The 25,566-nt window shown below is 67.0% G+C and carries 23 protein-coding genes and 1 tRNA gene; 11 read left to right on the plus strand and 13 right to left on the minus strand.

Going from position 1 to position 25,566, the window contains the following annotated elements; all coding sequences use genetic code 11:
* The first annotated feature begins 14 nt into the window (after positions 1-14).
* Positions 15-485 (plus strand): nuclear transport factor 2 family protein, encoded by a 471-nt coding sequence (locus QGN32_RS08180; RefSeq protein ID WP_326548085.1) that lies wholly within the window; start codon positions 15-17, stop codon positions 483-485.
* 74 nt (positions 486-559) lie between these two features.
* Here the strand turns inward: QGN32_RS08180 and QGN32_RS08185 are convergent, their stop codons facing one another.
* Both QGN32_RS08185 and selA read right to left on the minus strand, forming a co-directional pair.
* Entirely contained in the window at positions 560-2,239 is a 1,680-nt protein-coding gene (locus tag QGN32_RS08185; protein ID WP_326548086.1) for a SelB domain-containing protein, read from the minus strand.
* Positions 2,227-3,507 carry an L-seryl-tRNA(Sec) selenium transferase gene (selA, locus tag QGN32_RS08190; RefSeq protein WP_326548985.1) on the minus strand — a complete coding sequence of 427 codons (1,281 nt, stop codon included), beginning with the start codon at positions 3,505-3,507 and terminating at the stop codon, positions 2,227-2,229. Before selA ends, QGN32_RS08185 begins: the two co-directional genes overlap by 13 nt.
* A 109-nt stretch (positions 3,508-3,616) precedes the next feature.
* On the opposite strand from selA, the gene QGN32_RS08195 reads away from it, so the two are divergent.
* Positions 3,617-4,138: a DUF488 domain-containing protein gene (locus QGN32_RS08195; protein ID WP_326548986.1), complete on the plus strand. Its 522-nt coding sequence runs from the start codon at positions 3,617-3,619 to the stop codon at positions 4,136-4,138.
* A 13-nt stretch (positions 4,139-4,151) separates the two neighbouring features.
* Here QGN32_RS08195 and QGN32_RS08200 read toward each other — a convergent pair.
* Positions 4,152-4,246: transfer RNA gene (locus QGN32_RS08200), tRNA-Sec, on the minus strand.
* Between the two features lie 51 nt (positions 4,247-4,297).
* Between QGN32_RS08200 and selD the strand changes: the two genes are divergently transcribed.
* Complete coding sequence (gene selD / locus QGN32_RS08205; protein ID WP_326548987.1) at positions 4,298-5,290, plus strand: selenide, water dikinase SelD; 993 nt, start codon at positions 4,298-4,300, stop codon at positions 5,288-5,290.
* 3 nt (positions 5,291-5,293) lie between these two features.
* Here selD and QGN32_RS08210 read toward each other — a convergent pair whose 3' ends face one another.
* From QGN32_RS08210 to QGN32_RS08225, 4 genes are all read right to left on the minus strand, one after another.
* Complete coding sequence (locus tag QGN32_RS08210; RefSeq protein ID WP_326548087.1) at positions 5,294-5,764, minus strand: DUF5994 family protein; 471 nt, start codon at positions 5,762-5,764, stop codon at positions 5,294-5,296.
* The gene (locus QGN32_RS08215) at positions 5,761-5,901 is read right to left on the minus strand and encodes a hypothetical protein (RefSeq protein ID WP_326548088.1); all 141 of its coding nucleotides are present in this window, start codon (positions 5,899-5,901) and stop codon (positions 5,761-5,763) included. Before QGN32_RS08215 ends, QGN32_RS08210 begins: the two co-directional genes overlap by 4 nt.
* 140 nt (positions 5,902-6,041) lie before the next feature.
* The gene (gene stpK7, locus QGN32_RS08220; protein WP_326548988.1) at positions 6,042-7,847 is read right to left on the minus strand and encodes a serine/threonine protein kinase StpK7; all 1,806 of its coding nucleotides are present in this window, start codon (positions 7,845-7,847) and stop codon (positions 6,042-6,044) included.
* Between the two features lie 83 nt (positions 7,848-7,930).
* Complete coding sequence (locus QGN32_RS08225; RefSeq protein WP_326548089.1) at positions 7,931-9,355, minus strand: cytochrome P450; 1,425 nt, start codon at positions 9,353-9,355, stop codon at positions 7,931-7,933.
* Between the two features lie 238 nt (positions 9,356-9,593).
* Between QGN32_RS08225 and QGN32_RS08230 the strand changes: the two genes are divergently transcribed.
* From QGN32_RS08230 to QGN32_RS08240, 3 genes are all read left to right on the plus strand, one after another.
* Positions 9,594-11,969, plus strand: a complete 2,376-nt coding sequence (locus QGN32_RS08230) for a lysylphosphatidylglycerol synthase domain-containing protein (RefSeq protein ID WP_326548090.1) — start codon at positions 9,594-9,596, stop codon at positions 11,967-11,969.
* Between the two features lie 125 nt (positions 11,970-12,094).
* A complete protein-coding gene (locus QGN32_RS08235; protein WP_326548091.1) occupies positions 12,095-13,039 on the plus strand; it encodes a cyclopropane mycolic acid synthase family methyltransferase in 945 nt (314 codons plus the stop codon).
* Positions 13,040-13,128: 89 nt separating this feature from the next.
* On the plus strand, positions 13,129-14,001 hold the full coding sequence (locus QGN32_RS08240) for a cyclopropane mycolic acid synthase family methyltransferase (protein WP_326548092.1): 873 nt from the start codon (positions 13,129-13,131) through the stop codon (positions 13,999-14,001).
* 14 nt (positions 14,002-14,015) lie between these two features.
* Here QGN32_RS08240 and QGN32_RS08245 read toward each other — a convergent pair whose 3' ends face one another.
* Positions 14,016-15,266, minus strand: a complete 1,251-nt coding sequence (locus tag QGN32_RS08245) for a KasA/KasB family beta-ketoacyl-ACP synthase (RefSeq protein WP_326548093.1) — start codon at positions 15,264-15,266, stop codon at positions 14,016-14,018.
* An 87-nt stretch (positions 15,267-15,353) separates the two neighbouring features.
* Between QGN32_RS08245 and QGN32_RS08250 the strand changes: the two genes are divergently transcribed.
* The 5 genes from QGN32_RS08250 to QGN32_RS08270 all read left to right on the plus strand — a co-directional run bounded on the left by QGN32_RS08250 (position 15,354) and on the right by QGN32_RS08270 (position 20,693).
* Entirely contained in the window at positions 15,354-15,740 is a 387-nt protein-coding gene (locus QGN32_RS08250; RefSeq protein ID WP_326548094.1) for a DUF2237 family protein, read from the plus strand.
* A gap of 65 nt (positions 15,741-15,805) precedes the next feature.
* Positions 15,806-16,288: a hypothetical protein gene (locus QGN32_RS08255; RefSeq protein ID WP_326548095.1), complete on the plus strand. Its 483-nt coding sequence runs from the start codon at positions 15,806-15,808 to the stop codon at positions 16,286-16,288.
* Between the two features lie 131 nt (positions 16,289-16,419).
* On the plus strand, positions 16,420-18,261 hold the full coding sequence (locus QGN32_RS08260) for a S8 family peptidase (protein ID WP_326548096.1): 1,842 nt from the start codon (positions 16,420-16,422) through the stop codon (positions 18,259-18,261).
* Between the two features lie 12 nt (positions 18,262-18,273).
* On the plus strand, positions 18,274-19,569 hold the full coding sequence (locus QGN32_RS08265; protein ID WP_326548097.1) for a ComEC/Rec2 family competence protein: 1,296 nt from the start codon (positions 18,274-18,276) through the stop codon (positions 19,567-19,569).
* A gap of 5 nt (positions 19,570-19,574) precedes the next feature.
* Positions 19,575-20,693, plus strand: coding sequence for a phospholipase effector Tle1 domain-containing protein (locus QGN32_RS08270; RefSeq protein WP_326548098.1), 1,119 nt, complete (start codon positions 19,575-19,577; stop codon positions 20,691-20,693).
* Positions 20,694-21,070: 377 nt separating this feature from the next.
* On the opposite strand, the gene QGN32_RS08275 is transcribed toward QGN32_RS08270, so the two are convergent.
* The 5 genes from QGN32_RS08275 to QGN32_RS08295 are packed head-to-tail and all read right to left on the minus strand — an operon-like array spanning position 21,071 to position 25,555.
* A complete protein-coding gene (locus QGN32_RS08275) occupies positions 21,071-21,925 on the minus strand; it encodes a phytanoyl-CoA dioxygenase family protein (RefSeq protein ID WP_326548099.1) in 855 nt (284 codons plus the stop codon).
* On the minus strand, positions 21,925-23,178 hold the full coding sequence (locus QGN32_RS08280) for a vWA domain-containing protein (protein ID WP_326548100.1): 1,254 nt from the start codon (positions 23,176-23,178) through the stop codon (positions 21,925-21,927). The genes QGN32_RS08275 and QGN32_RS08280 overlap by 1 nt, the downstream gene beginning before the upstream one ends.
* Positions 23,175-23,813 (minus strand): SRPBCC family protein, encoded by a 639-nt coding sequence (locus tag QGN32_RS08285; protein ID WP_326548101.1) that lies wholly within the window; start codon positions 23,811-23,813, stop codon positions 23,175-23,177. Before QGN32_RS08285 ends, QGN32_RS08280 begins: the two co-directional genes overlap by 4 nt.
* On the minus strand, positions 23,810-24,694 hold the full coding sequence (locus QGN32_RS08290; RefSeq protein ID WP_442791798.1) for an AAA family ATPase: 885 nt from the start codon (positions 24,692-24,694) through the stop codon (positions 23,810-23,812). The genes QGN32_RS08285 and QGN32_RS08290 overlap by 4 nt, the downstream gene beginning before the upstream one ends.
* A gap of 3 nt (positions 24,695-24,697) precedes the next feature.
* The gene (locus QGN32_RS08295; protein WP_326548990.1) at positions 24,698-25,555 is read right to left on the minus strand and encodes an XdhC family protein; all 858 of its coding nucleotides are present in this window, start codon (positions 25,553-25,555) and stop codon (positions 24,698-24,700) included.
* Between the last annotated feature and the right edge of the window lie 11 nt (positions 25,556-25,566).

Here is a 25,566-nt window from a genome sequence, read left to right on the forward strand (position 1 = left end):
TGAAAGGACACACGATGAGTACACCGTCGCTGGTTCCGCCGTTCACCCACGACACCGCGGTCGCAAAAATCCGTGGTGCAGAGGACAATTGGAACACCTGCGAACCGACCCGGGTCGCGCTGGGTTACACACCCGACAGCTGGTGGCGTAACCGGTCGACCTTCGTGCAGGGCCGCGACCAGATCATCGAGTTCCTGACCGGCAAGTGGGCGCACGAACTCGACTACCGGCTCATCAAGGAATTGTGGGCTTACGGCGACGACCGCATCGCGGTGCGGTTCGCCTACGAGTACCACGACGCCGACGGCCGGTGGTTCCGCGCCTACGGCAACGAGAACTGGGAATTCACCGCGGACGGGTTGATGAAGACCCGGCACGCCAGCATCAACGACGTGGCGATCACCGACGACCAGCGGCTGTTCCACTGGGACCGCACAGGACCGCGACCCGCCGATCATCCCGGGCTCAGCGATCTCGGGCTCTGATCCACCTTCCGCCGAGCGCTCAGTCAGGTACGAAAAATGCGCGTCGGAGCGTACGTGAGTGAGCGCTCGGCGAGTCAGAGCAGCGTGCGGGTTCCGTCCTCGGCGCGACGGGTGACCTCGAGCGCGTCGAGCCGTTCGAGCAGCGGCACCGCGACCCGGCGAGTGGTGTTCAGCGCGCGCTTTGCCTCCGCGACAGTGAACGGCCGCGGCAGCGTCCCGAGAACGGCGGCGGCACGGTCGAATACGTCCGGACCCAGCACCACCCCGTCGGCGATCCGGGTCAACCGCTTGGCGCGGATCGCCGCCGCGAGTTCACGCGGACCCAGCTTCAGGTCGGCCAACTCGTCGGACTCCGGCGCGCGGAACGGTTCGGCGGCCAACCACTCCTCCACCGTCCGCACCGCCTTGTCCACCCGCGCGGGCAACTCCGCGCCCGGTCTCCGCACCACTCCGTCGACCACCTGCAGTCCGGTGCCGTCCAGCAACGGGGGCAACAGTTCCGCGGCGGGCAGGCCGGCCTGCCGGCGCAACGCTTCCAGCGGCATACCCGCTGCGATGTCGTGCCCGGCCGTCCAGTCGTTCAGCGCCGTCATCATCTGCTGACGGCGCCGGGCCCACCAGTCTTCGTCGACGACCCAGTCCCCTACTCGGGCACCGTCGGCGTCAAAACCCATGGCACGCAACTCGTCGACCCGCGCACACGGGGGGCGGCGCACGCGTCCGGTGGCCAACTCCTCGCCCCGCTCCCGCGCCGCGCCGCGCCGCCGCAACGCCGGCGGCCGCACGTCGAGCACCTCGACGCCCGCGACGATCCGGTGTTCGCCCGGGTCGCGCAACAGTCCGATGTCGCCGGCCCGCAGCGGTAACGGTCGCGTCAACCGTAGCCGTGCGCCATGGTCGCCGAGTGGGCGCACCCGCACCGGCACAGCGGCCGAACCGATGTGCAGCACCAACTGCCGGTGCAGTTCGCCGGGTTCCCTTAGCAGCACGTCGATTTCCGTCGCGTCGAGCCAGACGCCCGGTGTCCGAACGGTGTCGCCGCGGCCGAGGTCGTGGCGGTCGACACCGCGCAGGTTCACCGCGACGCGCGCGACCGCGCCGACCTCCGGGCGGTCCCGGCCCAGCGACTGCAGGCCGCGGATCGTGACCCGTCGTCCCGCGTGCTCGAGTTCGTCGCCGACGCGCAGCGTGCCCGCCGCCAGCGTCGCCGTCACCACCGTGCCGGCGCCGCGGACGGTGAACGAGCGGTCCACCCACAGCCGCACGTCGGCCTCGCGGTCGGATGCAGGCAACCCGTCGACAAGCGAAACCAACTCGGCGCGAACGGCTTCCAAGTCCGTGGCGACTACGACAGGCACGTCGGGCAACCGCTCGCGCACCTGTGCGATCACTCCCGCCGGGTCGGCGAGGTCGGCCTTGCTGATCACCATCAACAGATGTCGTACCCCCAACGCCCGCAGCGCATCGAGGTGTTCGTCGGACTGCGGCATCCAACCCTCGGTGGCGGCAACGACGAACATCACTGCGAGGACAGGCCCACATCCGGCGAGCATGTTCGCGACGAAACGCTCGTGCCCCGGCACGTCGACGAACGCGATCTCCCGCCCGTCGAGCGTCGTCCACGCGAAGCCGAGGTCGATGGTCAGGCCGCGGCGCTGCTCCTCGGCCAGCCGGTCCGGCCACATGCCGGTGAGGCGTTCGACGAGCGTGGACTTGCCGTGATCGACGTGGCCCGCGGTGGCTACGACGTACACGCGAGCACCGCCTGGGCGAGCAGGCTGTCGTCGTCGGAGGCGACGGTACGCAGGTCGAGTAGGCAGCGGCCGCCCTCCAGGCGGCCGACCACCGTGGGCGTTCCGGTGCGCAGCGGCGCGGCGTAGGACTCCGGCAGGCTGACTGCGGCGCTCGGCAGGGCGACGTCGGGCGCACCGCCCCCGCCGACCGCGGCGGTGCAGTCCACCGCTTCGGCGCCTGGCAGCTGCGCTGCCAGCTTCTGCGCGCGCGCCCGCAGGTCGGCGACGTCGGCGTCGAGCGCCTGCCTCACCGGCGGCGGCGGGCCGACCAGCGTGGCCTCCAGGGCGGCCAGCGTCAGCTTGTCCACGCGCAGCGCCCGCGCCGCGGGATGACGTCGCAGCCGTTCGATCAGCTCGGCCGACCCGAATAGCAGACCGGCCTGCGGCCCGCCGAGCAGTTTGTCGCCGCTCGCGGTGACGAGGTCGGCGCCGTCGCGCAGCATCGTGGTCGCGTCGGGCTCGTCGGGTAGCAGCGGATGCGGGGTCAGCAGACCCGACCCGATGTCGGCGACCACCGGCGCGCCCAGGTCGGCCAGCTCGGGGACACCGACGGTCGAGGTGAACCCGCTGACCGAGTAGTTCGAGGGGTGCACTTTGAGGATGAAGCCGGTGTCGGCCCCGATCGCGTCGGCGTAATCACGCAGGTGGGTGCGGTTGGTGGTGCCGATTTCGCGGATGCGTGAGCCGGTCGAGGACATCAGCTCGGGCAGCCGGAAGCCGTCGCCGATCTCGATCAGCTCACCGCGGCTGACGATGATCTCCTTACCGGGCGCCAGCGTCATCGCGATGAGCAGCAGCGCGGCGGCGTTGTTGTTGACGATGTGCACGCCGCCCGCGGCCGGGACCGCCCCCGCCAGCGCGGCGAGCGCACCGCGGCCGCGTCGGGCCCGGCGACCGGTTCCGAGGTCGAACTCGACGTCGGTGGCGCCGCTCGCGGTGACGACCGCCTCGACCGCGGCCTGCGACAGCGGTGCCCGCCCGAGGTTGGTGTGCACGACGACCCCGGTGGCGTTGATGACCGGCCGCAGCGTGGCCGCGCTGGCCGGCAGGGACGCGACCGCATCGTCGGCGACCCGCTCCGGCTCGATCTGACCGGCCCGTGCACGTTGTTGCGATTGCCCCACAACGGTTTTCACCAGCGTGCGGCCCAACACCCGCGATGCCTCGGCCAGGCGCGGATCGGCGAGCAGCACGTCGGTGCGCGGCACCCTGCGGCGCGGATCGGTCACCGGATCCCCCGCGATTTGGGTGCGCAAAGTGTCGGCCAGCGATACGTAGCGCACCGAATTCGCATGAAACCATCATGTCCTAATGGCCGCGTTCGGGTACACCGATGAAATGTTGACGTCGGTGGGGCATGGCGCACTCGACAGAACGGGCCTCGTACGGCTGTTACAGGAAGCGGGGATCGAGGCGATCGTCGACATCCGCCGATATCCGAACAGCCGGCACAACCCCGATGTGGCCATGACCGCGATCACCGAGTGGGCCGACGAGGCCGGGTTGGCCTACCGCTGGGAGCAGCGACTGGGTGGGCGCCGGAGCCTGCCCGCCGACGCCGAACCCGAGGATCCGTGGTGGCGGGTCAAACAGTTCGCCGCCTACGCCGCCTATACCCGCACCAGCGAATTCGACGACGCACTGGGCGACCTCGTCGAACAGGTGCGACGGCAACGCACCGCGATGATGTGCAGCGAGTCGGTGTGGTGGCGCTGCCATCGGCGCATCGTCGCCGACGTGGCGATGTTGCGGTTCTCGGTGCCGATCGCGCACCTCATGCACGACGGCCGCCTCCTGCCGCACACACCGTCGGAGGGGGCGCGGATCCGCGCCGACGGCCTGGTGGTGTGGGACGGCTGATCAGCCGGAACTGTGGCGGAGGCGGACGGGAATCGAACCCGCCAGCGACAGAATCTGCCGCTCAGCGATTTTGAAGACCGTGCCGGTCACCAGACCGGATACGCCTCCCTGACCCACGGCCCGATCATGCCAGGCAGCATGGAGGCTGTGACGGAGCAGATGGCCTACCGACTGACCCAGTACGCCTACGGCGGCGGCTGCGCCTGCAAGATCCCGCCCGGCGAGCTCGAGGACATGGTCCGCGGACTGACCGGTGCCGCCCCGCGCGATCCGGTCGGTGAACTGCTGGTCGGCCTCGAGGACGGCGACGACGGGGCGGCGGTGCGCATCGACAACGGGGTCGCGCTGATCGCGACCACCGACTTCTTCACCCCGGTGGTCGACGACGCCTACGACTGGGGCCGGATCGCGGCCACCAACGCGCTTTCCGACGTGTACGCAATGGGCGGACGGCCGGTCGTCGCGGTGAACCTGCTGGGCTGGCCACGCGAGGTGTTGCCGTTCGAGCTGGCCGCCGAGGTGTTACGCGGGGGGCTGGACGTGTGCGCGACGGCGGGTTGCCATCTGGCCGGCGGGCACAGCGTCGACGACCCGGAACCGAAGTACGGTCTGGCGGTCACCGGTATCGCCGACCCGAATAAGTTGTTGCGCAACGACTCCGGCCGGCCGGGGGTGCCGTTGTCGTTGACCAAGCCGCTCGGCGTCGGGGTGCTCAACAGCAGGCACAAGAACACCGGCGAGACGTTCCCGGAGGCGATCGCGGTGATGACGACGCTGAACGCCGACGCTGCGAAGGCAGCCCTTAACGCCGGTGTCGAATGCGCTACCGACATAACGGGTTTCGGCCTGCTTGGGCATCTGCACAAGCTGGCCCGCGCCAGCGGTGTGACCGCGGTGATCGACAGCGCGGCGGTACCCTACCTCGACGGTGCGCGCGATGCGTTGGCGGCGGGATACGTCAGCGGTGGCACCCGACGCAATCTCGACTGGGTGGCCCCGCACGCCGACCTGACGGCGGTCGACGAGGACGAGGCGCTACTGCTGGCGGACGCGCAGACTTCCGGCGGTCTACTGATCGCCGGAGAGATCCCCGGTGCGCCCGTCATCGGCGAGCTGGTGCCGCGCGCAGAGCACACGATCGTCGTGCGGTGAAACCTATGTCGCCCACGCTAGGCTGTCGGCTCGCGCGTCGCGGATGACTGTGTCGGCGGCTTGGCTCCACTGACCGCCTTGGGGGTCACCGTGATTCGACCTACCCACCGCGCACCGCAGGACCATGGCTCCGAGCGCGGGTGTCGTCAGATGCGGAACGACAAGGAGTTTGGCCGAGGCGGAGCGCCCGACGACGATCATCAGCCGGTGGGGCCGGCGCGGGCCCGCTTTCCTGGCCCGACTGTCGCGGAGGATCGAGTTGTAGTCCAGGGCGCCCTCGGTGGCCGCCCAGTTCACCCGGATATCGACGATCTCACCGAGCGTCTTGTGCAGCGTTTCAATCAGCTCGGGTAGTTCACCTGCCACCGATCCGGTGTGGGGCCACCAGGCGCCGTCGATGTCGGAGCCGAGGCTTCGCGCCAGCACGAGGCGGACGGGCCGGGCCAGCCGGCGTGCGCCGGTCAAGCCGTTCATGCCGACGGTCGGGCGGCAGACGAACCCCGTTCGGGGCGGTCGGAGAACACGGGATTCGTGACGGGTTCGGCGGAGTCGTCTTCGCTCGAGACGAACTCCGGCTTCTGGGGATGGGAGAACAGGTCGTTCGACTGCATGAAGCAAGTCCTTCGTTACGTTCCGCAGCGGCCGATGTCGAGGGGGCGCGCGGTGTCAAATCGCAGTCTGGTCTTTGCGAAAGCTGGCTGCTAACCGGAGAAGGCTGCTTTCAGGTTACACGTGCACGTCAGGGCGGTGATCAGCGGGTCGCCCCGTTGATCACCGGCGTGGAGATCATGCCCTTCTCCACGCCCCACATGAGCGCGATCGTGCGGTACTCGCCGGTCGAGATCAGGTGCGCCAGCGCTTGGCGCAGCGATTCGGCCAGCCCCGAACCCTTGGCGACCGGCCAGCCGTACGGGGCCGAGTTGAACACATCCCCGGCGGCCTCCAGCGCTCCGCCCGAGGTCTTGATTGCGAACCCCGTCACCGGCGAGTCCGCGGCCATGGCGTCGACCTCGCCATTGATCAGCGCCGAGGTGAGTTCGTCCTGGGTGACGTAGACGACCTTGTCGATCGGCTCCGATCCTGCGGCGACGCACTCCTGGCTCTTGTCCGGGATCTCCTCGGTCTCCTGAAGTGTCGCGTAGGTGACGCCGATGCTGAGCCCACAGGCGTCGGCAGGCGTGATTCCGGACCCGGTCTGCTGCGCCCACAGGGTGCCTGCCCGGTAGTAGGTGACGAAGTCGGCGGACTCCTCACGTTCCCTGGTGTCGGTGAAGGATGAGACGCCGACGTTGAAGTCGCCGGCGCGCACCGACGGCAGGATCGCCTCGAACGCGGTTTCCCGGTATTCGGGCACCAAGCCCAGCGTTCGCGCGATCGCATTCATCAGGTCGATGTCGAACCCGACGATCTGACCGTTGGCATCCTTGAATTCATTTGGCGGATAAGGGATGTTGACTCCGATGACGAGCCGGCCCGTCGACCGGATCTCCTCGGGCACCGTCGCCGCAATCGATTCCACCGCGCCGGGTGCGGCGGTCGGCATCGCCGTCGTCTCGTCCACAGTGGCCGGTTTGGCGCCGCCGCGGTCGAGTCCGCCGCGCCATTGCACCACGCCGAACGTACCCAGCGCCGCAACCAGCACCACTGCCGCGGCCAACGCCAGCGTCTTGCGCGGTACGCGCCTTACTCGCGCAGGTGCCCGTCGCGCCTGGTGCTTGGCGCTGCCCGCGGTGCGCACCGGGGCGTGCAGCGCGCGGCGGGCGGCGCCGGCCAGGTCACCGGCCGTCTGGTAGCGCTTGGCCGGCTTCTTGGCCATGCCTTTCGCGATGACCTCGTCGAAGGCCGCCAACCGCGGATCGACCGCCGACGGCTTGGGCACGTCCTTGGTCATGTGGCCGGCGATCTGCTGCTCGAGGCTGTCGGCCGGATAAGGCCGCACGCCCGTCAGGCACTCGTAGAGCACGCAGGCCAGCGCGTAGATGTCGGCGGTCGAATCGACCGGCTTGCCCTCGAAGCGCTCGGGGGCCATGTAGGCCATCGTGCCGAGGGTGCTGCCCGCGGTCGTCAAGCCCTTCTCGCCTGCCGAGCGTGCCAACCCGAAGTCGATGAGATACACGAAATCGTGTGTGGTGACCAGGATGTTCGACGGCTTGATGTCGCGGTGGATGAGCCCCGCCGCGTGCGCGGCGTCCAGGGCCATGGCCACCTGCTCGACGATCTTGACCGCCAGCGTCGTGTCGATCGGCTTCTTGCCGGCTTCGGTCAAAATCGTGCCGAGGGTGCGCCCCTCGATGAGCCGCATGTCGAGGTAGAGGCGACCGTCGAGCTCGCCGAACCCGTGGATCGGCACGACGTGCGGGTCGTTGAGCCCGGCGGCGGCCTGCGATTCGCGCCGGAAGCGCTGCTGGAATATCTCGTCGGCGGCCATGCCGGGCGGCAGTACCTTCAGCGCGACGATGCGGTCGGTCTTGGTGTCGTAGGCGCGATAGACCTCGCCCATACCACCACGGCCGATCAGCTGTTGCAGCTGGTAATGCCCGAATGGTGTCGCGTCCACCGTCTTCATTAACCCCTCGACAGCGGCCAACCCCGCATCGGTGTGTCGATTGAAGTTACATCATGTTTGCCGGAATCTCTTAATCATCTCCGCCGCTGCCGACCGGCTCGCCCCAGGTGCGCGAGCGACCGCTGTTGTACTGCCGAACACGGCGTGTCGGCGTGCAGACACGGTCGCTCGCGCCAAAGGGGGGATGCAAACTTTCTCGCCGCCAACGTGATTCGTGCGCCGCGATGCGGCGTCATGATCACGTGCTTGAGTTTGGGCCGCTCCCCCGCCGCGGTGGTAGCCGCCAACTCGACGCGTCGCAGCACCTCGCGCAGCACCACGCGCATCTCCACCATCGCGAATCCCGCGCCGAGACAACGCCGATTGCCGCCACCGAACGGCAGCCACGTCGTCGGGCTCAGCGCCGCGCCGACCATCCGATCGGGGTCAAAGTGGTCGGGTTCGGGGTAGATGTCGGCGTTGTCGTGCACCAGCGTGATGCTCGGGACCACCATCACGCCCGCAGGCAGCCGGTAGCCGGCGATATCGACCGGCTCGGTCAGGATTCGGCCCACATCGGGCACCACCGGACGGATCCGCAGCGTCTCCTTGGCGATCGCGTCGAGGTACTCGTCGTCACCGGAATCGGCTGCGCACACCGCCTTTGCCAGCACCTCGGGGTGGCGGGTCAACCGCTCCAGCGCCCACGACAGGCCCGTCGCGGTGGTGTCGTGCCCGGCCACCAGCAGCGTCATCAGCTGGTCGCGCAGTTCCCGATCGGTCATGCCGGCGCCGTCTTCTACGCCGGCCCGGACCAGCATCGCCAGCGCGTCCGTGCGCTGCGCCAGGTCCGGATCCGCGCGACGATCGGCGATCTCGGCATACAACAGCCGGTCCGCCTCGGCCATGTTGCGCCGCAACCGCTGCCACGGGCGACGACGCAACAGCTTCGGCTTCGCGATCGCCAGCGACTCCCACGGCCCGATGTTCAGCAGCCGCGGCATCACCTCGCGCAGCGCCGCCAATCGCTCCGGGTCGCTGGCGCCGATCACCGTCCGCAGGATCACCTCCAGCGTGATCTCCGACATCTTCGGCGCCACCGCAAACGGCTTGCCCACGGGCCAACCCGCGATGTTCTCCGCGGCGATCTCGGCCATCACGCCGGCCTGCCGGGCCACCGCGTCGCGATGGAAGGGCGCCATCATGAGCCGGCGGCGCTCGCGGTGCACGTCGTCGTCCACGACCAGCACCGAACTGTCGCCGAGCAGCCCGCCCAGCATCGAATTGGCCTCGCCCGCATGATAAATCCGTGGGTCGCCGGCGAACACCGTCTTGATGTCGGCGGGGTCGGCAAGGTAGACCATCGACCCCATCATGGAGTTGGTCAGCGTGAACACGTTGCCGTAGCGCCGCTGACAGATCGCCACGAGCCGCGACCACCACCGCATCATCAGCAACAGCGTCACGAACGACGGGAGCCGCGGACCCGGTGGCAGCGCCGATGCCGTTGTTGGACGCATGCCTAATAGAGTACGAGCGGGATGCGCGAATGGGAATAGTCGTTATTGCGCCCATGGCTGTGGTCGTCCCGAACCACGACCCCAGGCGCAGAATTCGGCGGCAGTGACGTCCTACTGGCGCAGGCCGCGGCTGGGCCATGCTCCTTGAGCCGTCAATGAGCCGCTTTACACCGGTCGGCGGTTAAGTTGTCGGCGGGTCGCTACCGACGTGGCCCCCGGATCGGAAGATCGTTGATACATGCGCGTTGACGGCCGAGACATCACCGTCTCGGGCAGCCTCCTGCAGCCCTTGACGAGGCGGACCAACGACATCGTCCGCGTCGTGCTGGCGACGCTGTTTCTCGCCGTCGTCATCACCGGCTCGCTGATCACCCGCAACGAGTGGGTCGCGCTGGAACGCTCGATCTCCGAGATCGTCGCGGTGCTGACGCCGACCCAGGCCAACTTGGTCTACCTGGTTTACGGCATCGCGATCGTCGCGCTGCCGTTCCTGATCCTGGTCGGCCTGATCCTCTCGCGGCAGTGGAAGCTGCTCGGCGCCTACGCGGCGGCGGCCGTCATAGCGGGGTCCTTGTTGTCGATCAGCGGCCTGGGGTTGACGGCGCCGCGTTGGCACTTCGATCTGTCCGGCCGGCTCGACACGTTCGCCTCGCAATTCGTCGACGACCCGCGCTGGATCGCGATGCTCGCCGCGGTGCTCACCGTCTCCGGTCCGTGGCTGCCCGCCCGCTGGCGGCGCTGGTGGTGGACCCTGCTGCTCGCGTTCGTGCCGATCCATCTGGTGGTCAGCGCGGTGGTGCCGGCCCGCTCACTGGTCGGGCTGGCGGTCGGCTGGTTTGTCGGCGCGCTGGTGGTGCTCGTCGTCGGCACGCCCGGGCTGGAGGTGCCGCTCGACGGCGCCGTGCGTGCGATGGCGCGGCGCGGCTGCGTCGTCACCGGCATGCAGGTGATCCGACCCGCCGGCGCCGGGCCGCTCGTGTTGACCGCGACCTGCGAGGAGGAACGGGCCACGGCGGTGATGGAACTGTACGGACCGCACCAGCGCGGCGGCGGCGTGCTGCTGCAGCTGTGGCGCAAGGTGCGGTTCCGCGACCGGGAGACCGCGCCGCTGCACGCGTCGATGCGCCGCCTCGTCGAGCACCGCGCGCTGATGGCGATCGCGATCGGCGAGCTCAAAATCGCGAACACCTCGACGATCGCGGTCGCCGCGCTGGACCGGGGCTGGACGCTGTACGCCCACACCCCGCCCCGCGGGATCCCGATCAGCGAGTGTGTCGAGGCGATACCCGTTGGGCGGGTGTGGGAGTCGTTGCGCGATCTGCACGACTGCCAGATCTCCCACGGCGACCTGCGCAGCAACGAGATCACCGTCGACGGCGATGCGGTGCTTTTCGGCGGGTTCGACAACGCCGAGTACGGCGCCACCGACGCACAGCTGCACACCGACATCGCGCAGTTGCTGGTGACGACGACGCACCTCTACGACGCCAGTTCGGCGGTCCGCGCCGCGATCGACGCGTTCGGCAAAGACACGGTGCTGACCGCGTCGCGGCGGTTGACGATGGCCGCGGTCCCGACGGGCATCCGCAATTCGGTGACCGACGCCAAGTCCGTCATCACCGCGGCGCGCGACGAGGTCAAGCGCCAGGCCCGCGTCGACGAGATTCGCACCGAGACCGTCACGCGGTTCACCCGCAGCCAGGTGGTCCAGCTGGTGCTGCTGGCTGCGCTCGTCTATGTCGCCTATCCGTTCCTCAGTTCGGTGCCGACGTTCGTCACCGAGCTGCGCACCGCGAACTGGTGGTGGGCGGTGCTGGGCCTGGCCGCTTCGAGTCTGACGTACTTGGGGGCGGCCGCGGCGCTCTGGGCGTGCGCCGACGGGCTGGTCAGCCTGTGGGGACTGGTCGTCATGCAGGTCGCCAACAAATTCGCGGCTACCACGACGCCCGCGGGGGTGGGTGGGCTGGCGCTGTCCGCCCGGTACCTGCAGAAGGGCGGCGTGAACCCCATGCGCGCCACCACCGCCGTCGCGCTGCAGCAATCGGTTCAGGTCATCACCCACCTGGGGCTGCTCATCTTCTTCTCCACCGCGGCGGGCGTATCGGCGGACCTCTCGCGCTTCGTCCCCGACGTCACGCTGCTGTATTTGATCGGCGGTGTGCTGCTCGGGCTGGTCGGGACGTTTCTGCTGGTCCCCAAGCTGCGGCGGTGGCTGGCGACGGCGGTGCGGCCGCGGCTGGAGGAGGTGGTCGGCCACCTCATCGCGCTGGCCCGTGAACCCAGACGGCTGGCACTGATCATGGCGGGGTGTGCAGCGACGACTCTGGGCAACGCGTTCGCGCTGTGGGCCGCGATCGAGGCGTTCGGCGGCGACACGTCGTTCGTCACCGTCACCGTCGTGACGATGGTCGGGGGGACGCTGGCCTCGGCGGCGCCGACGCCCGGCGGTATCGGTGCGGTCGAGGCGGCTCTGATCGGCGGGTTGGCAGCGTTCGGCATGCCCGCCGCCGTCGCCGTACCGTCGGTTTTGCTCTACCGGGTGCTGACCACCTGGCTGCCGGTATTCGCCGGCTGGCAGGTGATGCGCTGGATGACGAAAACCTCCAAAATCTGACCGGAATGTCGAGGGTGCTCCGCTGCCGACCGCCCGTCGAGTGGGGGTAATGTCATCACATCGTGTCGAACAACCTGCGCGATCAAATGGACAATCGCTCCCTCGATTTGCATAAAGGGTGGACCGTGACAGGAACATCAGGAACACAACAGAGCTCGACATCGCAGGCGCAGTCGAAGTGGCTGTCGAAGTCCGCATCGCAGACCCGCGGTTCGGACAAGAAGGAAGTCCAGTTCCACTACGACATTTCCAACGAGTTCTTCAAGCTGTGGCAGGACCCCACTCAGACCTACAGCTGCGCGTATTTCGAGCGCGACGACATGACGCTCGAAGAGGCACAGCGCGCGAAGGTCGACCTGTCGCTCGGCAAGCTGGGTCTGCAGCCCGGCATGACGCTGCTGGACATCGGCTGCGGCTGGGGCTCGACGATCATGCGCGCGGTCGAGAAGTACGACGTCAACGTCATCGGGCTGACGCTGTCGGAGAACCAGAAGCGGCACATCGAAGACAACCGGTTCGCCAAGTCGACGAGCCAGCGCAAGATGGAAGTTCGGCTGCAGCCGTGGGAAGAGTTCGAGGGCCGGGTCGACCGGATCGTGTCGATCGGCGCGTTCGAGCACTTCGGCTTCAACAAGTACGACGACTACTTCAAGAAGACCTTCAGCTGGATGCCCGACGACGGCGTGATGATGCTACACACGATCATCATTCCCGAGGATGAGGAGATCAAGGCAAAAGGCCTGCCGCTCACCATGTCCCGGGTGAGATTCATCAAGTTCATCATGGACGAGATCTATCCCGGCGGACGTTTGCCGCTGGCCTCGATGGTGCGGGACCACGCAAACAAGGCCGGCTACACGGTCACCCGCGAACAGCACCTGCAGCCGCACTACGTCAGGACGCTGGACACCTGGGCGGCCAACCTCGAAGCGAAGAAGGACGAGGCGATCGCGATCACCTCCGAGGAGATCTACGAGCGCTTCCGCAAATACCTGACGGGTTGCGCGGACCTTTTCCGAAACGGCTATACCGACGTCGCGCAGTTCACGTGCGAGAAGACAGCTGCTTAGCCGGATTACGAAAAATGCGAGATATGAGATATATAAGTTGGTCGTCACGGGGCGCGGTCCCCTAACGTCCGCAGAGGAGGCCAGACGAGATGTCGGATTCGGGGACGACGATGAAGGTCGCTTACGAGGACGTTCAGGCGCACTACGACCTGTCGAACGAGTTCTTCGGCCTCTTCCAGGATCCGACCCGGACCTACAGCTGCGCGTTCTACGAGCGCGACGACATGACGCTCGAAGAGGCGCAGATCGCCAAGATCGACCGCGCGCTCCGCAAGCTCGAGCTGCGGCCCGGGATGACGCTGCTCGACGTCGGTTGCGGTTGGGGTTCGATGATGAAGCGGGCAATCGAGACCTACGACGTCAACGTCGTGGGACTGACGCTGAGCCGTAATCAGCGCGCGCTCGGTCAGCAGATCCTCGACCGAGTGGAGACGGACCGCTCCCGCCGGGTGCTGCTCAAGGGGTGGGAGGAGTTCGACGAGCCCGTCGACCGCATCGTGTCCATCGAGGCGTTCGAGGCGTGGCCAAAGGCGAAGTACAAGGCGTTCTTCGACACCTGCTACCGGGTCATGCCCGCGGACGGCCGGATGGTGTTGCAGACGATCATGGGCCACCCGCTCAAGCGCTGGCCGGAGTTGGGCATCCCGATCACTATGACCGACCTGAAGTTCATGCGGTTCATCGCGAAGGAGATCTTCCCCGGCGGTGCCGTGCCGTGCGACGAGGACGTCTACGACTACAGCCGCAACGCGGGGTTCTCAGTCGAGGAGTTCGACGAGATGACCCCGCACTACGTGCGCACCCTCGACACCTGGGCGGCCGCACTCGAGGCCGCAAAGGACAAGGCGATCGCGGTGACCTCGCAGGAGGTCTACGACCGGTACATGAAGTACCTGGTCGGGTGCTCGGACTTCTTCCAGCGCAACGTCTGCTACGTCGGGCAGTTCACGCTGACCAAGTAACGGGGCTTGGGACCTCAGTAGGCGCCGAACGCCAGCGCGACGTTATAGCCGCCCAGGCCGAACGAGTTGGTGATCGCATAGCGGTAGTCGCCGCGGCGGGGGCTCTCGGCGACGACATCCAGGTCGATCTGCGGGTCGAGGTCTTTGAGGTTGAGCGTCGGTGGGATGACCCCGTCGCGCAAGGCCTGGACCGTCAACACCGCCTCGATGGCGCCCGCGGAACCGAGTGAATGCCCCAAGGCCGCCTTCGGGGCGTACACCGCGGCCGCATGGTCGGCTAGCGCATTGCGGATGGCGCGGGCCTCGGCGAGGTCCCCGAAACCGGTTCCGGTGGCGTGCGCGTTGATGTGGTCGATGTCAGCTGGTGCCAGGCCGGCCAACTCGACGGCCCGGGCGATGGCGTCACCGGCCTGAACCCCGTCGGGGGCGGGTTTGACGACGTCGTAGCCGTCGGAGGTGATGCCCACACCCATCAGCCGGGCCAGCGGTTGCGCACCCCGCGCTTTGGCGTGCTGCTCGGTCTCGACGAGCATCAACGCGCCGCCCTCGCCGAACACCATGCCGTCGCGGTCTTTGTCGAACGGGCGACAGGCGCCGGTGGGGTCGTCGTTGTTGGTCGACAGCAGGCCCTGCAGGCTGAACGCGGCGACGGGCACCGCCTCGATGTGCGTCTCCACGCCGCCGCAGATCACGGCGTCGGCCTCACCGAGGATGATGTGCCGCCACGCGTGGGCGATGGCCGCGGCTCCCGACGCGTCGGCCATCACCGGCGAGATGATGCCCGCCTTCGCCTGTCGGTCCAACCCGACCGCGGCGGCGGCGCCGTTCGGCATGTACATCTGGATGGTCAGCGGCGACACGGCACGCAGCCCCTTCTGCCGCCAGACGTCGTGCTGGAGTGGGATCTCCTCGGTGCTGCCCAGCGCGAGCCCCACCGACACGGCCAACCGTCGGGTGTCGATATCGGGAGCGCCCGCGGCTTCCCAGAGCCTGCGGCTCAGGACGGTGGACATCTTCTGCATGTAGGACGTCCGGCGCCGCTCGACGCGTCCCAGCTGCTCGTCGAGATCTTCCAGGATCGGGCCGCCGATGCGCACCGGCGAGTCGAACTCGTCGATGAACCACTTGTCCAGCACCCTGATACCGCTTCTGCCCTGCTGAAGCAGTTGCCATGTCTCTTCGGCGTCGGTCGCAAGCGCTGTCGTCGAGACGACTGCGGTCACGACGATGTCGGGGAGTCCCTCGCCAGTCCTGAGCGCGGCCATGCCGGATACTCCTCTGTCCGTCCACTCACCAGCTGAATATCTTGGGTAGTACTGAATATTAAGACCCCCGAAGACGATGGACTAAACGTGGTTGAACTCAATGTCCTCGGCGAGCCGCTGGAGCCCTGCGGCTCCGACCCGATGACGGGCTTCTACCGGGACGGCTGCTGCTCGACTGGGCCGGAGGATCTCGGCAGCCACACGATCTGTGCCGTGGTGACCGCCGAGTTCCTGCTGCATCAGCGGTCGATCGGCAACGACCTGTCCACGCCGCGCCCGGAGTACCGATTCCCCGGTCTGCAGCCGGGCGACCGCTGGTGCGTCACCGCGGTGAACTGGTTGAAGGCCTACCAGGACGGCTTCGCCGCGCCGGTGGTGCTGGCATCGACGCATGAGCGCACGCTCGAAGTGGTCTCGTTGGAGGCGCTGCGCGAACATGCGGTCGACGTGCCCGACGACCTCCAGTCGCTGTAGCCGCATGAGCCGTCACTTTTGCGAGAACTCGGTCCGCGGCGCCGGCGCGTCATACCGTGACGGCTATGACAGAACAGTTACCCGCTGTCACGGCGTCGCACCCACCGGACAAAGTGCTGCGGATGGTGAACCCCGTGATCGGCAGGCTGCTGCGCACTCCCCTGGCTGGGCCGCTACGCAGCCGCATGATGGTGGTCGACGTCGTCGGCCGAAAGACCGGGCGTCGGTATTCGATTCCGGTGACGGCGCACAAGATTGACGGTGAACTGTACGCGCTGACCGCGGCGGGCTGGAAGAACAATTTTCGTGACGGGGCAACCGCCGATGTGGTGGTCGACGGTCGGACGACGACGATGCGCGGCCAACTGCTCACCGATACCGCGCTCGTCGCCGAACTCTGTCACCGCTGCGCGAAGAACTGGGGTCCCAAACGCGCGCCGACGATGATGGGCCTGAAGTTCCGCGACGGCGGCATCCCCTCTGTCGAGGACTTCGCCGAGGCGGTGCGGCGCGAACGCATCGCCGCGGTGCGGTTCACCCCCGCCTGACAGACCCGAGGAAATCGCGCTCCTGCGGGACGCAACTCGATTGTGCCGCAATAGCGTGACGTGAAATTCACCTCTGGGGTGGTGGCGAAGAGTTAGTCTTCGCGCGAGCGCGCGGTGAGGGGGCAATTCGAATGGCCGTACCGATTCCGCGCGAACTCATCGAATACATCTTGCTGGGCAACAGGGACAGCCGACGCTATATCCAGGACTCGCCCATCCTCATCGATGTGTGGGTCGAATTCGCGACGAACCCTTCGGCGCCGGCTGATCTCTTGATCAGCTCCCACCAGGAGAGCACCTCAAGCGAGCTAGCCGCTGAAATCTATCGTGGAATCTCGCGGCCCGACGGCGCCGAACACGATCCCGTCGTCGCCCCGCTGCAGAATTTCGTGGCCGCAAGGTTGTACTTCGGCGAGGTACTGCAAACTCTGGTGCCGCTGACCACTTGGTGGCAGGACAGCAGAACGCAGAACGAGTTCGACCAATACGACTCGGGCGATTCGCCGAAGCTGCGGCAGACCGTTGAAGACGTCGTCGAGTTACGCAAGCGTTGGCTGGAAGCACCGGATACCGCTGCGATGACGAATAGCCGATCCGCATTCGAGCGATTCGTCGCGCTCTGCACGCTGGTGTGCCTGGCCGGTCTGGACTCCCTGCACCAAGACACGAAGGCAGCCGCCTCGAAGACGCGGCTGATGCAGGCGCCGGCCTCCGACATCGAGGCAACCGTGCTCGGACTCCTGCAGACGCTCAAGACGAGAACCAGACCGATGGTGGGGCAGATCGCGCTGAACCGGCGCGCCACCGCGGCAATCGCGCAGTCCGTACCGACGGTCAAGGCCGACGCCGCTCGCCGGCTCTTCGACATCGACTGCTCCGGAATCGACTGGGCGGTACTCGATACCGGTATCGACGGAACGCACCCGGCCTTCGGGCAACGAATAAAGGCGACGTACGACTTCACCAATTACCGCGAGATCGTAAGTCTCGGCAACGAGAGGAAACAGGTTCGCGACATGAACCTCAAAATCCTCAAGGAGGCGAGGGCCGGCCGGTTGCCGACGGGCGCCGACAGCAAGCTCAAGCGGATAGGGCAGGCCGCGGTCGCGGGCCAGCCGCTGCCGTTGGATCTTGTCACCGACTTGATACGGGTCACCGATCCCCCGTGTCCGACCAGCAGCCACGGCACCCATGTCGCCGGGATCATCGCCGCCCGCAAGTACGCCGACGACCGGGAACCGGAGTCCGCCGATGGGATGTGCCCAGGCGTCGGCATTCTCGACTTCCGGGTGCTCAAATCCGACAAGGTCGGCCCGCGGGACCTCGACGACACCGAGTTCTCGATCATCGCTGCGCTGCAATTCATTCGGAACACCAACGAACAGGCCGGTCGTCTCGTCGTCAAGGGAGTGAACATGAGCCTCTCCATTCCGCACGACGCGAAGAACTACGCCTGCGGCCGCACGCCGATATGCAATGAGAGTGAACGGCTGATCGACAACGGGGTGGTCGTCGTGGCCGCCGCAGGCAACAAGGGCGCCGAGGAGACTATCCTCGACGGCGTTCCGTTCTACAACTATCTGGGCTTCGGGATCACCGATCCCGGCAATGCGGATCGCGTGATCACTGTCGGCTCAACGCACGGGCGTCGACCGTTCACCTATGGCATCAGCTATTTCTCGAGCCGTGGGCCGACCGGCGACGGTCGCCTCAAACCGGATCTGGTCGCACCTGGAGAAAGCATCAACTCGACGGTGCCCGGAAACAAGTGGGAATGCCAAGACGGTACGAGCCAGGCGACCTCCCATGTCAGCGGTGCGGCGGCGATGCTGATGGCGCGCTATCCAGAGCTCATCGGCAAGCCGGACCGGATCAAACGGATCCTCTGCGAAACGGCAACCGATCTGGACCGCGAACGCAACTTCCAAGGCCATGGCCTGCTCGACGTCCTGCGTGCCCTTCAAAGCCTCTGAGAGGTGACGACCTTGGCCGAAAACGTTTTCCAGCTAGAGGTTCTACGCGCCCGCTCCGGCGATTGCGCATTGCTGCACTACGGGACGGCGCGGAATCCCGGGCTCGCGCTCATCGACGGCGGGCACGACGACGTGTATCGGCCGTTCCTGAAGCCACGGCTCGAACAGCTGCGCAAACGACGTGGGCTGACGGAAAGCAGCAGACCACTGCCGATCGACCTGATGATGCTGAGCCACATCGACGAGGACCACGTCGCGGGCCTGCTGGAACTCACAGCGGAGATACTCGAGCCGCCCGCAGACGGGCCTATCGTCCGCGTAGTTGACCTCTGGCACAACGCTTTCGACGACATTGTGGGTAATGATGGCGAGGAGCTGGCGGACGCAGTCAGCGGGCGGTTCGGCCCGGCGTCGCTGAGCGGTGAGCTGCCTGTGGATCTGCTGGACGAACTGGAAGATGCCAACGCGGCCGACGTGGCGGACACCGTGATGGTGGTTGCGAGCGTGCCGCAGGGTCGCCAACTTCGTCAGGACGCCGAGGACATCCCCATCGAGCGCAATGTGGAGACCGGTGGCGGGCTGATCGTGGCCACCGACCAGGGTGGACAGCTGGACATGGGCAAGGGTTTGTCGTTCACCGTCGTCGGCCCGATGCTGCCGGAAGTCAAGAAGCTTCAGACGGCGGTGCGGGACTGGCTGAGAAAGCACCCGGAGGTTCAGGACCAGGTGACGGCATCGGCGCTGGCGAGCCTCGCCGACAGTTCACCGACCAATCTCTCGAGCATCGTGGTGCTCGCCGAAGCGAGGGGCAGACGCGTCCTGTTCACCGGTGATGCGCTCGCTGCGAAGATACTGAAAGGCCTTGAGCTGACCGGCTTGATCGACGAGGGCGGCTCGATTCACGTCGAGGTGCTCAAGGTTCCGCATCATGGCAGCGACCGAAATGTCACGCCGGAGTTCTTCGCGCGCGTGACCGCGGACCACTACGTCTTCTCCGGGAATGGTCAACACGGCAACCCGGAACGCGCCACGCTCGCGATGCTCGCCCAGGCGCGCGGTGACGGCGACTACACGATCCACCTCACCTATCCCGTCGACGAGATCGACGGCGAGCGCAGGAAGGACTGGAACGCCAAGAGGGCCGACGAAGAGCGACGGCACGCCACCAAGCCGAGCGTGAAGGTGCGGCCCAAATGGTCGAACGCCAAGCACGGCCTGGCTGCCTTCCTGGCAGACAACAGGGACGTCGACGACAGGATCAGGATCGTCGAGGATGGCGTCCCCCACACCATCGACCTACTCCAGTAGTCGACATGACCGGCCCGCGCAACCTGATCATCTGCCTCGACGGCACCAAGAACGAGGTGAAGGCGAAGGCCGTCACCAACGTCTTCAAGGTCGCCGATATCGCGGAGTTGACGAACCCCGACGAGCAGATGCTCTACTACGGCCCCGGGGTCGGGACGATGGCCGCGCCGAGCGCCTGGACTGGTGTAGCACAACGATTTTCACTTCTCGGCGGGATGCTGCTCGGACACGGCATGCGCCAGGACATCGCCGAGGCCTACGCCTACCTGATGAATACCTGGCGGCCCGGCGACAAGGTGTTCATCTTCGGGTTCAGCCGGGGCGCCTACACCGCTCGAGCGCTGTGCGGAATGCTGTACCGCATCGGGCTGCTGCGCCCGGGCTCGGACAATCTCGTGCCGTATGCGGTGCGGGTGTACGCGCGGCGCCCCGGAAAGGATTCCGATCTGGCCCGCTCCGAAGGCTGGGATCGGATGGACAAGTTCTCCGAGGCGCTGGCCATCCGGAGGGAAGACGGGAAGCGACGCTCATTTCCCGTCGAGTATCTCGGAATCTACGACACCGTGAAGGCCACCAAGAGTTTCAGCCGCGACATCCGCTGGCCCTACACGCGGAGTCTGCCCAATGTCCGGGTCATCCGCCATGCGGTTGCCATCGACGAGAAGCGGCGGCCATACCCGGAGTACCTGGTGCAGCCCGACTCGACGAGCAAGGACTTTGAATCATTCGACGAAGTGTGGTTCGCGGGCGTGCACTCCGACGTGGGCGGAGGATTTGTCGACAATCCGCAGCTCGGCCAGATCGCAATGCGCTGGATCATCGACGGGGCGATCAAGCGTGGTCTCAGGGTTCGCCGTCAGCGCTACCTCAACCGCTTCGGGAACCTCGGCGAGGCCGATGCCTGCGCACCGATGCACGCGAACGGCTGGGCTTGGCGTTTCGCTCAGGCACCGTGGTATTGGATCTTCAATCCGTGGCGGCGACGGCCGATCCCGGAAGGCGCCACGATTCATGAGAGCGTCGAAACCCGAAGAGGGAAAAGTGATTACCGGCCGAAGTTGCCCAGCGACTATGCCGTCGAGACAGAAGTGTGGTCCGGACCTCCGCCCGTGGCCGGGCCCTGAGCGGGTGCGCCGCCTTACCGCGCGGATAGGAAACCCTGACTTCGTGAGGGGTGAAGTCTGGCTTGCTCGCGATTACAAAAGGACCAGCCGGCGGTGACAGTTGATTTCCATGAGCACCTCGTTCAAGTTCGTCCCCTCGACGATGTTCAAAGCGTCGCTTCACACCACCTCGAGCGATGCCGTCGATTGGCTCGCCCTGGCGGACCAACTCTTCCCAGCCGATGCCCTGCAGACGGCTCCCCCCATTCAGTCGCGGTGGTCGGGACTACCCGCCGGCGCGCCTAGTCGTTCATAGCCTCGAGACTGCACACACGGTCGTTCATCGGGCCGAGGAACAGCCCTCCGTGCAGTTTCGACGACACCTGCGAGCGCGCCGGCTAGGGCTGCTCCAACAGCCGCACCGGGTGCAAGCCGTCGACGGCGCCGACGAACGGCGGGTGGATGCTGTAGCCGATCATGCGCCGAATGTCCTCGGAGACCGTGCGCGCGATGTCGCGCGGCATCGAAAGGGTGAAGGCCTCCATCGGTCGCAGCCACGGCTGGCAGTACTGGGCGGTGACGGCCAGCCGCTCCTTCGCGGTGGTGTTCGCGCCACCGCCATGCCAGAGGGTGCCCACGAAGAAGACGCACGACCCGGCCGGCATGACGACGGGTACCGCGCGATCCTCAGGTCCTGGCCGACGCTTCCCCCAGCGGTGGCTGCCCGGGTAGAGAACCGTCGCGCCGTTGTCGGCCGTGAAGTCGTCGATCGCCCAGATCGTCGCGGCGGCCAGGGGCGGCCGCGGCCGCGGGATCGGAAAGACCCCGTCATCATGGTGAGCCAGCTGGGCGGACTCTCCGGGCTGAATGTTGATGGCTTGCAAGGCCGACAGCAGATAGTTGGCCATCAGTAATCGGTCGAGGAGCGCCAGCACCCGCGGATGATCGACGAGCCGGTCGCAGACGCGCGTCCGGCTCAGCAGGCTGTAGATGCGCTGGGTGCGCCGCCCTTCGAACGAGTTGCGTCCGGTATGCGAGAGCCATGGCCCGACGGTCTCGCGGATCAGCTGACACTCGTCGGGACCGAGGAGGTTCTCCCAGATGACGTAGCCGTCGTGGTCGAGGGCGGCCATGTCGGCGTCGACGATCGTCGGGTTTACCGAGGCGCCGCCGCCGGCTGTCCACCTGTGCCGGCGTGCCAGATCGCCCCTGAGGTCGTCCAGCGTGATGACCGGATCGTCGTCGATGCTCATCAATAGTCCTTCACTGGCCTACACAGACCTTGGACCTCGCTCGACCGGCGGTCAAGAGAGCCACCGATCAATGCGAGGAAGAACTGCCGCAGGCCGGTCAGCGAGTGCGCGGGCAGCAACAGATCGCAGTAGGGCAGCGCAGCCGCCATCGATCCCGCCAGCGGGCGGAATCCGGGCTGTGCGGCGCGCGGATTGAGCCAGACGAGTAGCTCCGCGCGGCGCCGCACCCGCGCGAGGGCTCGTTCGATCACCTCTGGTGGATCGCTGTCCCAGCCGTCGGACGCAATGATCACCACCGCCCCGCGCAACGCGTTGCCTTGGGGCACCGTGAGCAACTCCGCGACACACCGGCCCAGGTGGGTGCCGCCGTACCGATCGGCGACCTTCGCATTGGCCCGCTCGAGAGCCACTTCGGCCGAGCGATGTGACAACACCGCTGTCAGCCGGGTGAGCGAAGTCGAGAATGCGAACACTTCCGGTCGAATCCCCGCTTGGCGCAGTGCGGTGGCGCGCATCAGATGCAGATACATTGCGGCGTAGGGCTGCATCGATCGACTGACGTCGCAGACCAAAACGATGCGCCGAGGGCGATGGCGGCGGTGAGTGCGCGCCAGCATCACCGGTTCCCAACCCGTCGACCGCGACGCTTTCATGGTCTCGCGCAGGTCTATCCACTTGCCGTGTCGGTTCTTCTTCCGACGCAAGGTGCGCCGCCGCGGCCAGCGGGCGGCCGCATGTTCGAGCCAGGACCCGAGCAGGCGCAGATCGTCGGCGTCGAATCGGTCGAACGGTTCATCGGCGCGCGCCACGAGTCGGCTCGGAAGAACGTCCGGCACAGCGATATTGACGTCGTGTCGGTCCCCTATCGTGAGCACCGATGGTCGGGTGGTCCACGGTAGACCGCCGCCCTCGTCCGGCGGAGCGCCGGCGCGGCCGCGTGCGCCTGGAACCGACGATGCGGGCAGCCCTTTGCCGGCCTTGCGCCCCGGCACATACAGCGGCGGCGCGGCGTCGCCGAAAACCGCCTCGAACACCGCATCAAAGGCGGCGAGGTCCTCGATCCGATTGACCAAGGTCAGCCTGCCTGCCCAATACAGCTCCGATCGCGTGCGGGGCACAAGCTCGGCGAGCGCCTGCACGAAAGCAGCCGGCCCGCTTGCGGACACCACCACCCCGCCGGCACGCATCCTCGCGACGAGGGCGGCCGCGAACGCGGCACGGTCCACTCCGCGCAGCAACAGCGGAGCGTTCACCGCCTGCGGCGCACGGTCGTCACAACGAGAACCAGCAACAGAACAGCTAGCGCCGCCACCGCGGCCGGGGCGTACTTCTTCAGCGTGTCGCCGCCCGCCAGTTGCAGTAGGTCGATCGGGGCGGGCTCGGGCGCAGCCGGGGCCGGCGCCGAATCGAGGGGCTTTGCGGCCGCGTTGTCCGCCGTGGCGGATTCCGCGGCCAGCTTCGCCTCGAGAGACTCCACGAACTCGCCCAGGAGCTTGTCCGAAACCTGCTGCAACATACCGCTACCGACCTGAGCAAGCTTGCCGACGATCTTGAGGTCGGTGTCCACCGTGACGCGGGTCGCATCACCGGCGGCGTGCAGTTCGGCGGTCACGGTGGCCGCAGCGTTGCCCGTGCCGCGCTGCTCTTTTCCCTTACCGTCGATCACCGCACGGTGGTTCTCGCGGTCACGCTCGACAAAGCGCACCCTGCCGTTGAACTCACTGGTGACAGGGCCCACCTTGACCTTGACCTTGCCGAGGTAGTCGTCGCCGTCGCGGCCGATGAGCTGCGCTCCCGGCATCAACGGGATCACCTGCTCAAGATCCGAAAGGACGTCCCACGCTTTCTCCATCGGTGCACTCACGGTGAACTCGTTGGCGAACTTCATGTTTGGCTACCTTTCACGTAGTCGATGAACGCGTCGTGGATCGCGTCGCGGTCGTCCAGGGTTTTCGCCAGTGCGCCGAGTCCTGCGATGGCGTCCGGTGCGGTCAGGTCCGCAACGCCGAGCGCCACCAGCGCGGCGACCCAGTCGATGGTTTCCGCGATCCCCGGGGGCTTGTCGAGGTCGAGATCGCGTGTGCTGCCGACAAACTGGGCGGCGTGCTCGATCAGGGGCGCGTCGGCGCCCGGCACTGTGCGGCGCACGATCGCGGCCACTCGTGACGCCTCTGGGTAGTCGATCCAGTGATACAGGCAGCGGCGGCGCAGCGCGTCGTGAAGATCACGGCTGCGGTTCGAGGTGAGCACGGCGACTGGTGGGCGTTCGGCGACGAATGTGCCCAACTCGGGCACCGTGATCGCCGCCTCCCCGAGGAACTCCAGCAGCAGCGCCTCGAATTCGTCGTCGGCACGGTCGATTTCGTCGATCAGCAGAACCGGTGGTGTCGCGCCGCGATGGCGCACGCACTGCAGGATGGGGCGGTCCACCAAGTACGTCTCGGTGTACAGGTCGGATTCGTCGATGCCGCCCCCACGCGCCTCGGCGAGCCTGATGGCCAGCAACTGGCGCTGATAGTTCCAGTCGTAGAGCGCCTCGCTGGCGGTCAACCCCTCGTAGCACTGCAGTCGCACCAGCGGTGCATCCAGCACCGCGGCGAGCGTCTTTGCGGCCGTTGTCTTGCCCACTCCCGGTTCGCCTTCCAGCAGAAGCGGGCGGCCGAGGGTGATGGCGAGATACAGCGCGCTTGCTGTGCCCTGGTCGAGCAGGTAATCGTGGGCATCGAACCGACGGATCACGTCGTCGATATCGGTGAACGGTGCCCTCACCGGTCACCCGCGGAACGACGCACGGCATGCCGGACAGCAGAACCAGTAGTCCTGCCCATCGACCCGCAGATGTTCGGTGGCAGGGCCGATGCTCACCGTCATGCCGCACACCGGATCGACGGCTTCGGCGACCTCGGCGGTCTGAGTGACAGCAAGGCCGCGAACGCGAATCTCCTCAATGACTTCGGCCACGATCGCGACCGCGATCTCTGCCGGGGTTCGTGCGCCGATCGGAAGGCCCACAGGTGTGTGTACCCGGGTCCGTTCGTCCTGCGTGAGCGCCATGCTGTCGAGAATCGCGCCGCCGCGAACCTTGCTGGCCACCAAGCCGATATAGTCTACGCCCGCATCCAGGGCCGCCCTGATCGTTTCGGCTTCCGGCCCGCCGTGGCTGGCGATCACCACCGCGGTCGCCTGGGTCAGATCACCCTCCTCGTCGCGGTCCAGCTCGAAACCCAGCACGCCGCACATCTCGGCGAGCTTGTCAGCGATCGGCGTGGCACCGCGGATGTGAACCAGCGGAGCCGGAACATGCGGTGCTAGATAGATCTCCAGCGCGCCGCCGGACAGGCAGGGGTTCACCACGACGCAGGCGCCCGGAGCGTCGGGGAAGTGCACCTCGCCGTCGGGAAGCACGCGCAGCAGCACGCTCTGGTTGGTCTGCAGCACTCCCAGCGCGGCCTTGCGCACCGAAGTCTGCGCACACTGGCCGCCGACGAAGCCTTCGATGGTTCCGTCGGACAACAGGATCGCCTCGTCGCCGGCGTGCGCTGAACTGGGCGGCTGGGCGCGCACGACCGTCGCACGGACGAACGGAATCCGCGTGCGCAGCAGATGCTGGGCACGTTCTTCGAGCGTCATCGTCGTCATGA

The organism is Mycolicibacterium sp. ND9-15 (assembly GCF_035918395.1).
In the GTDB taxonomy this organism is placed as follows: domain Bacteria; phylum Actinomycetota; class Actinomycetes; order Mycobacteriales; family Mycobacteriaceae; genus Mycobacterium.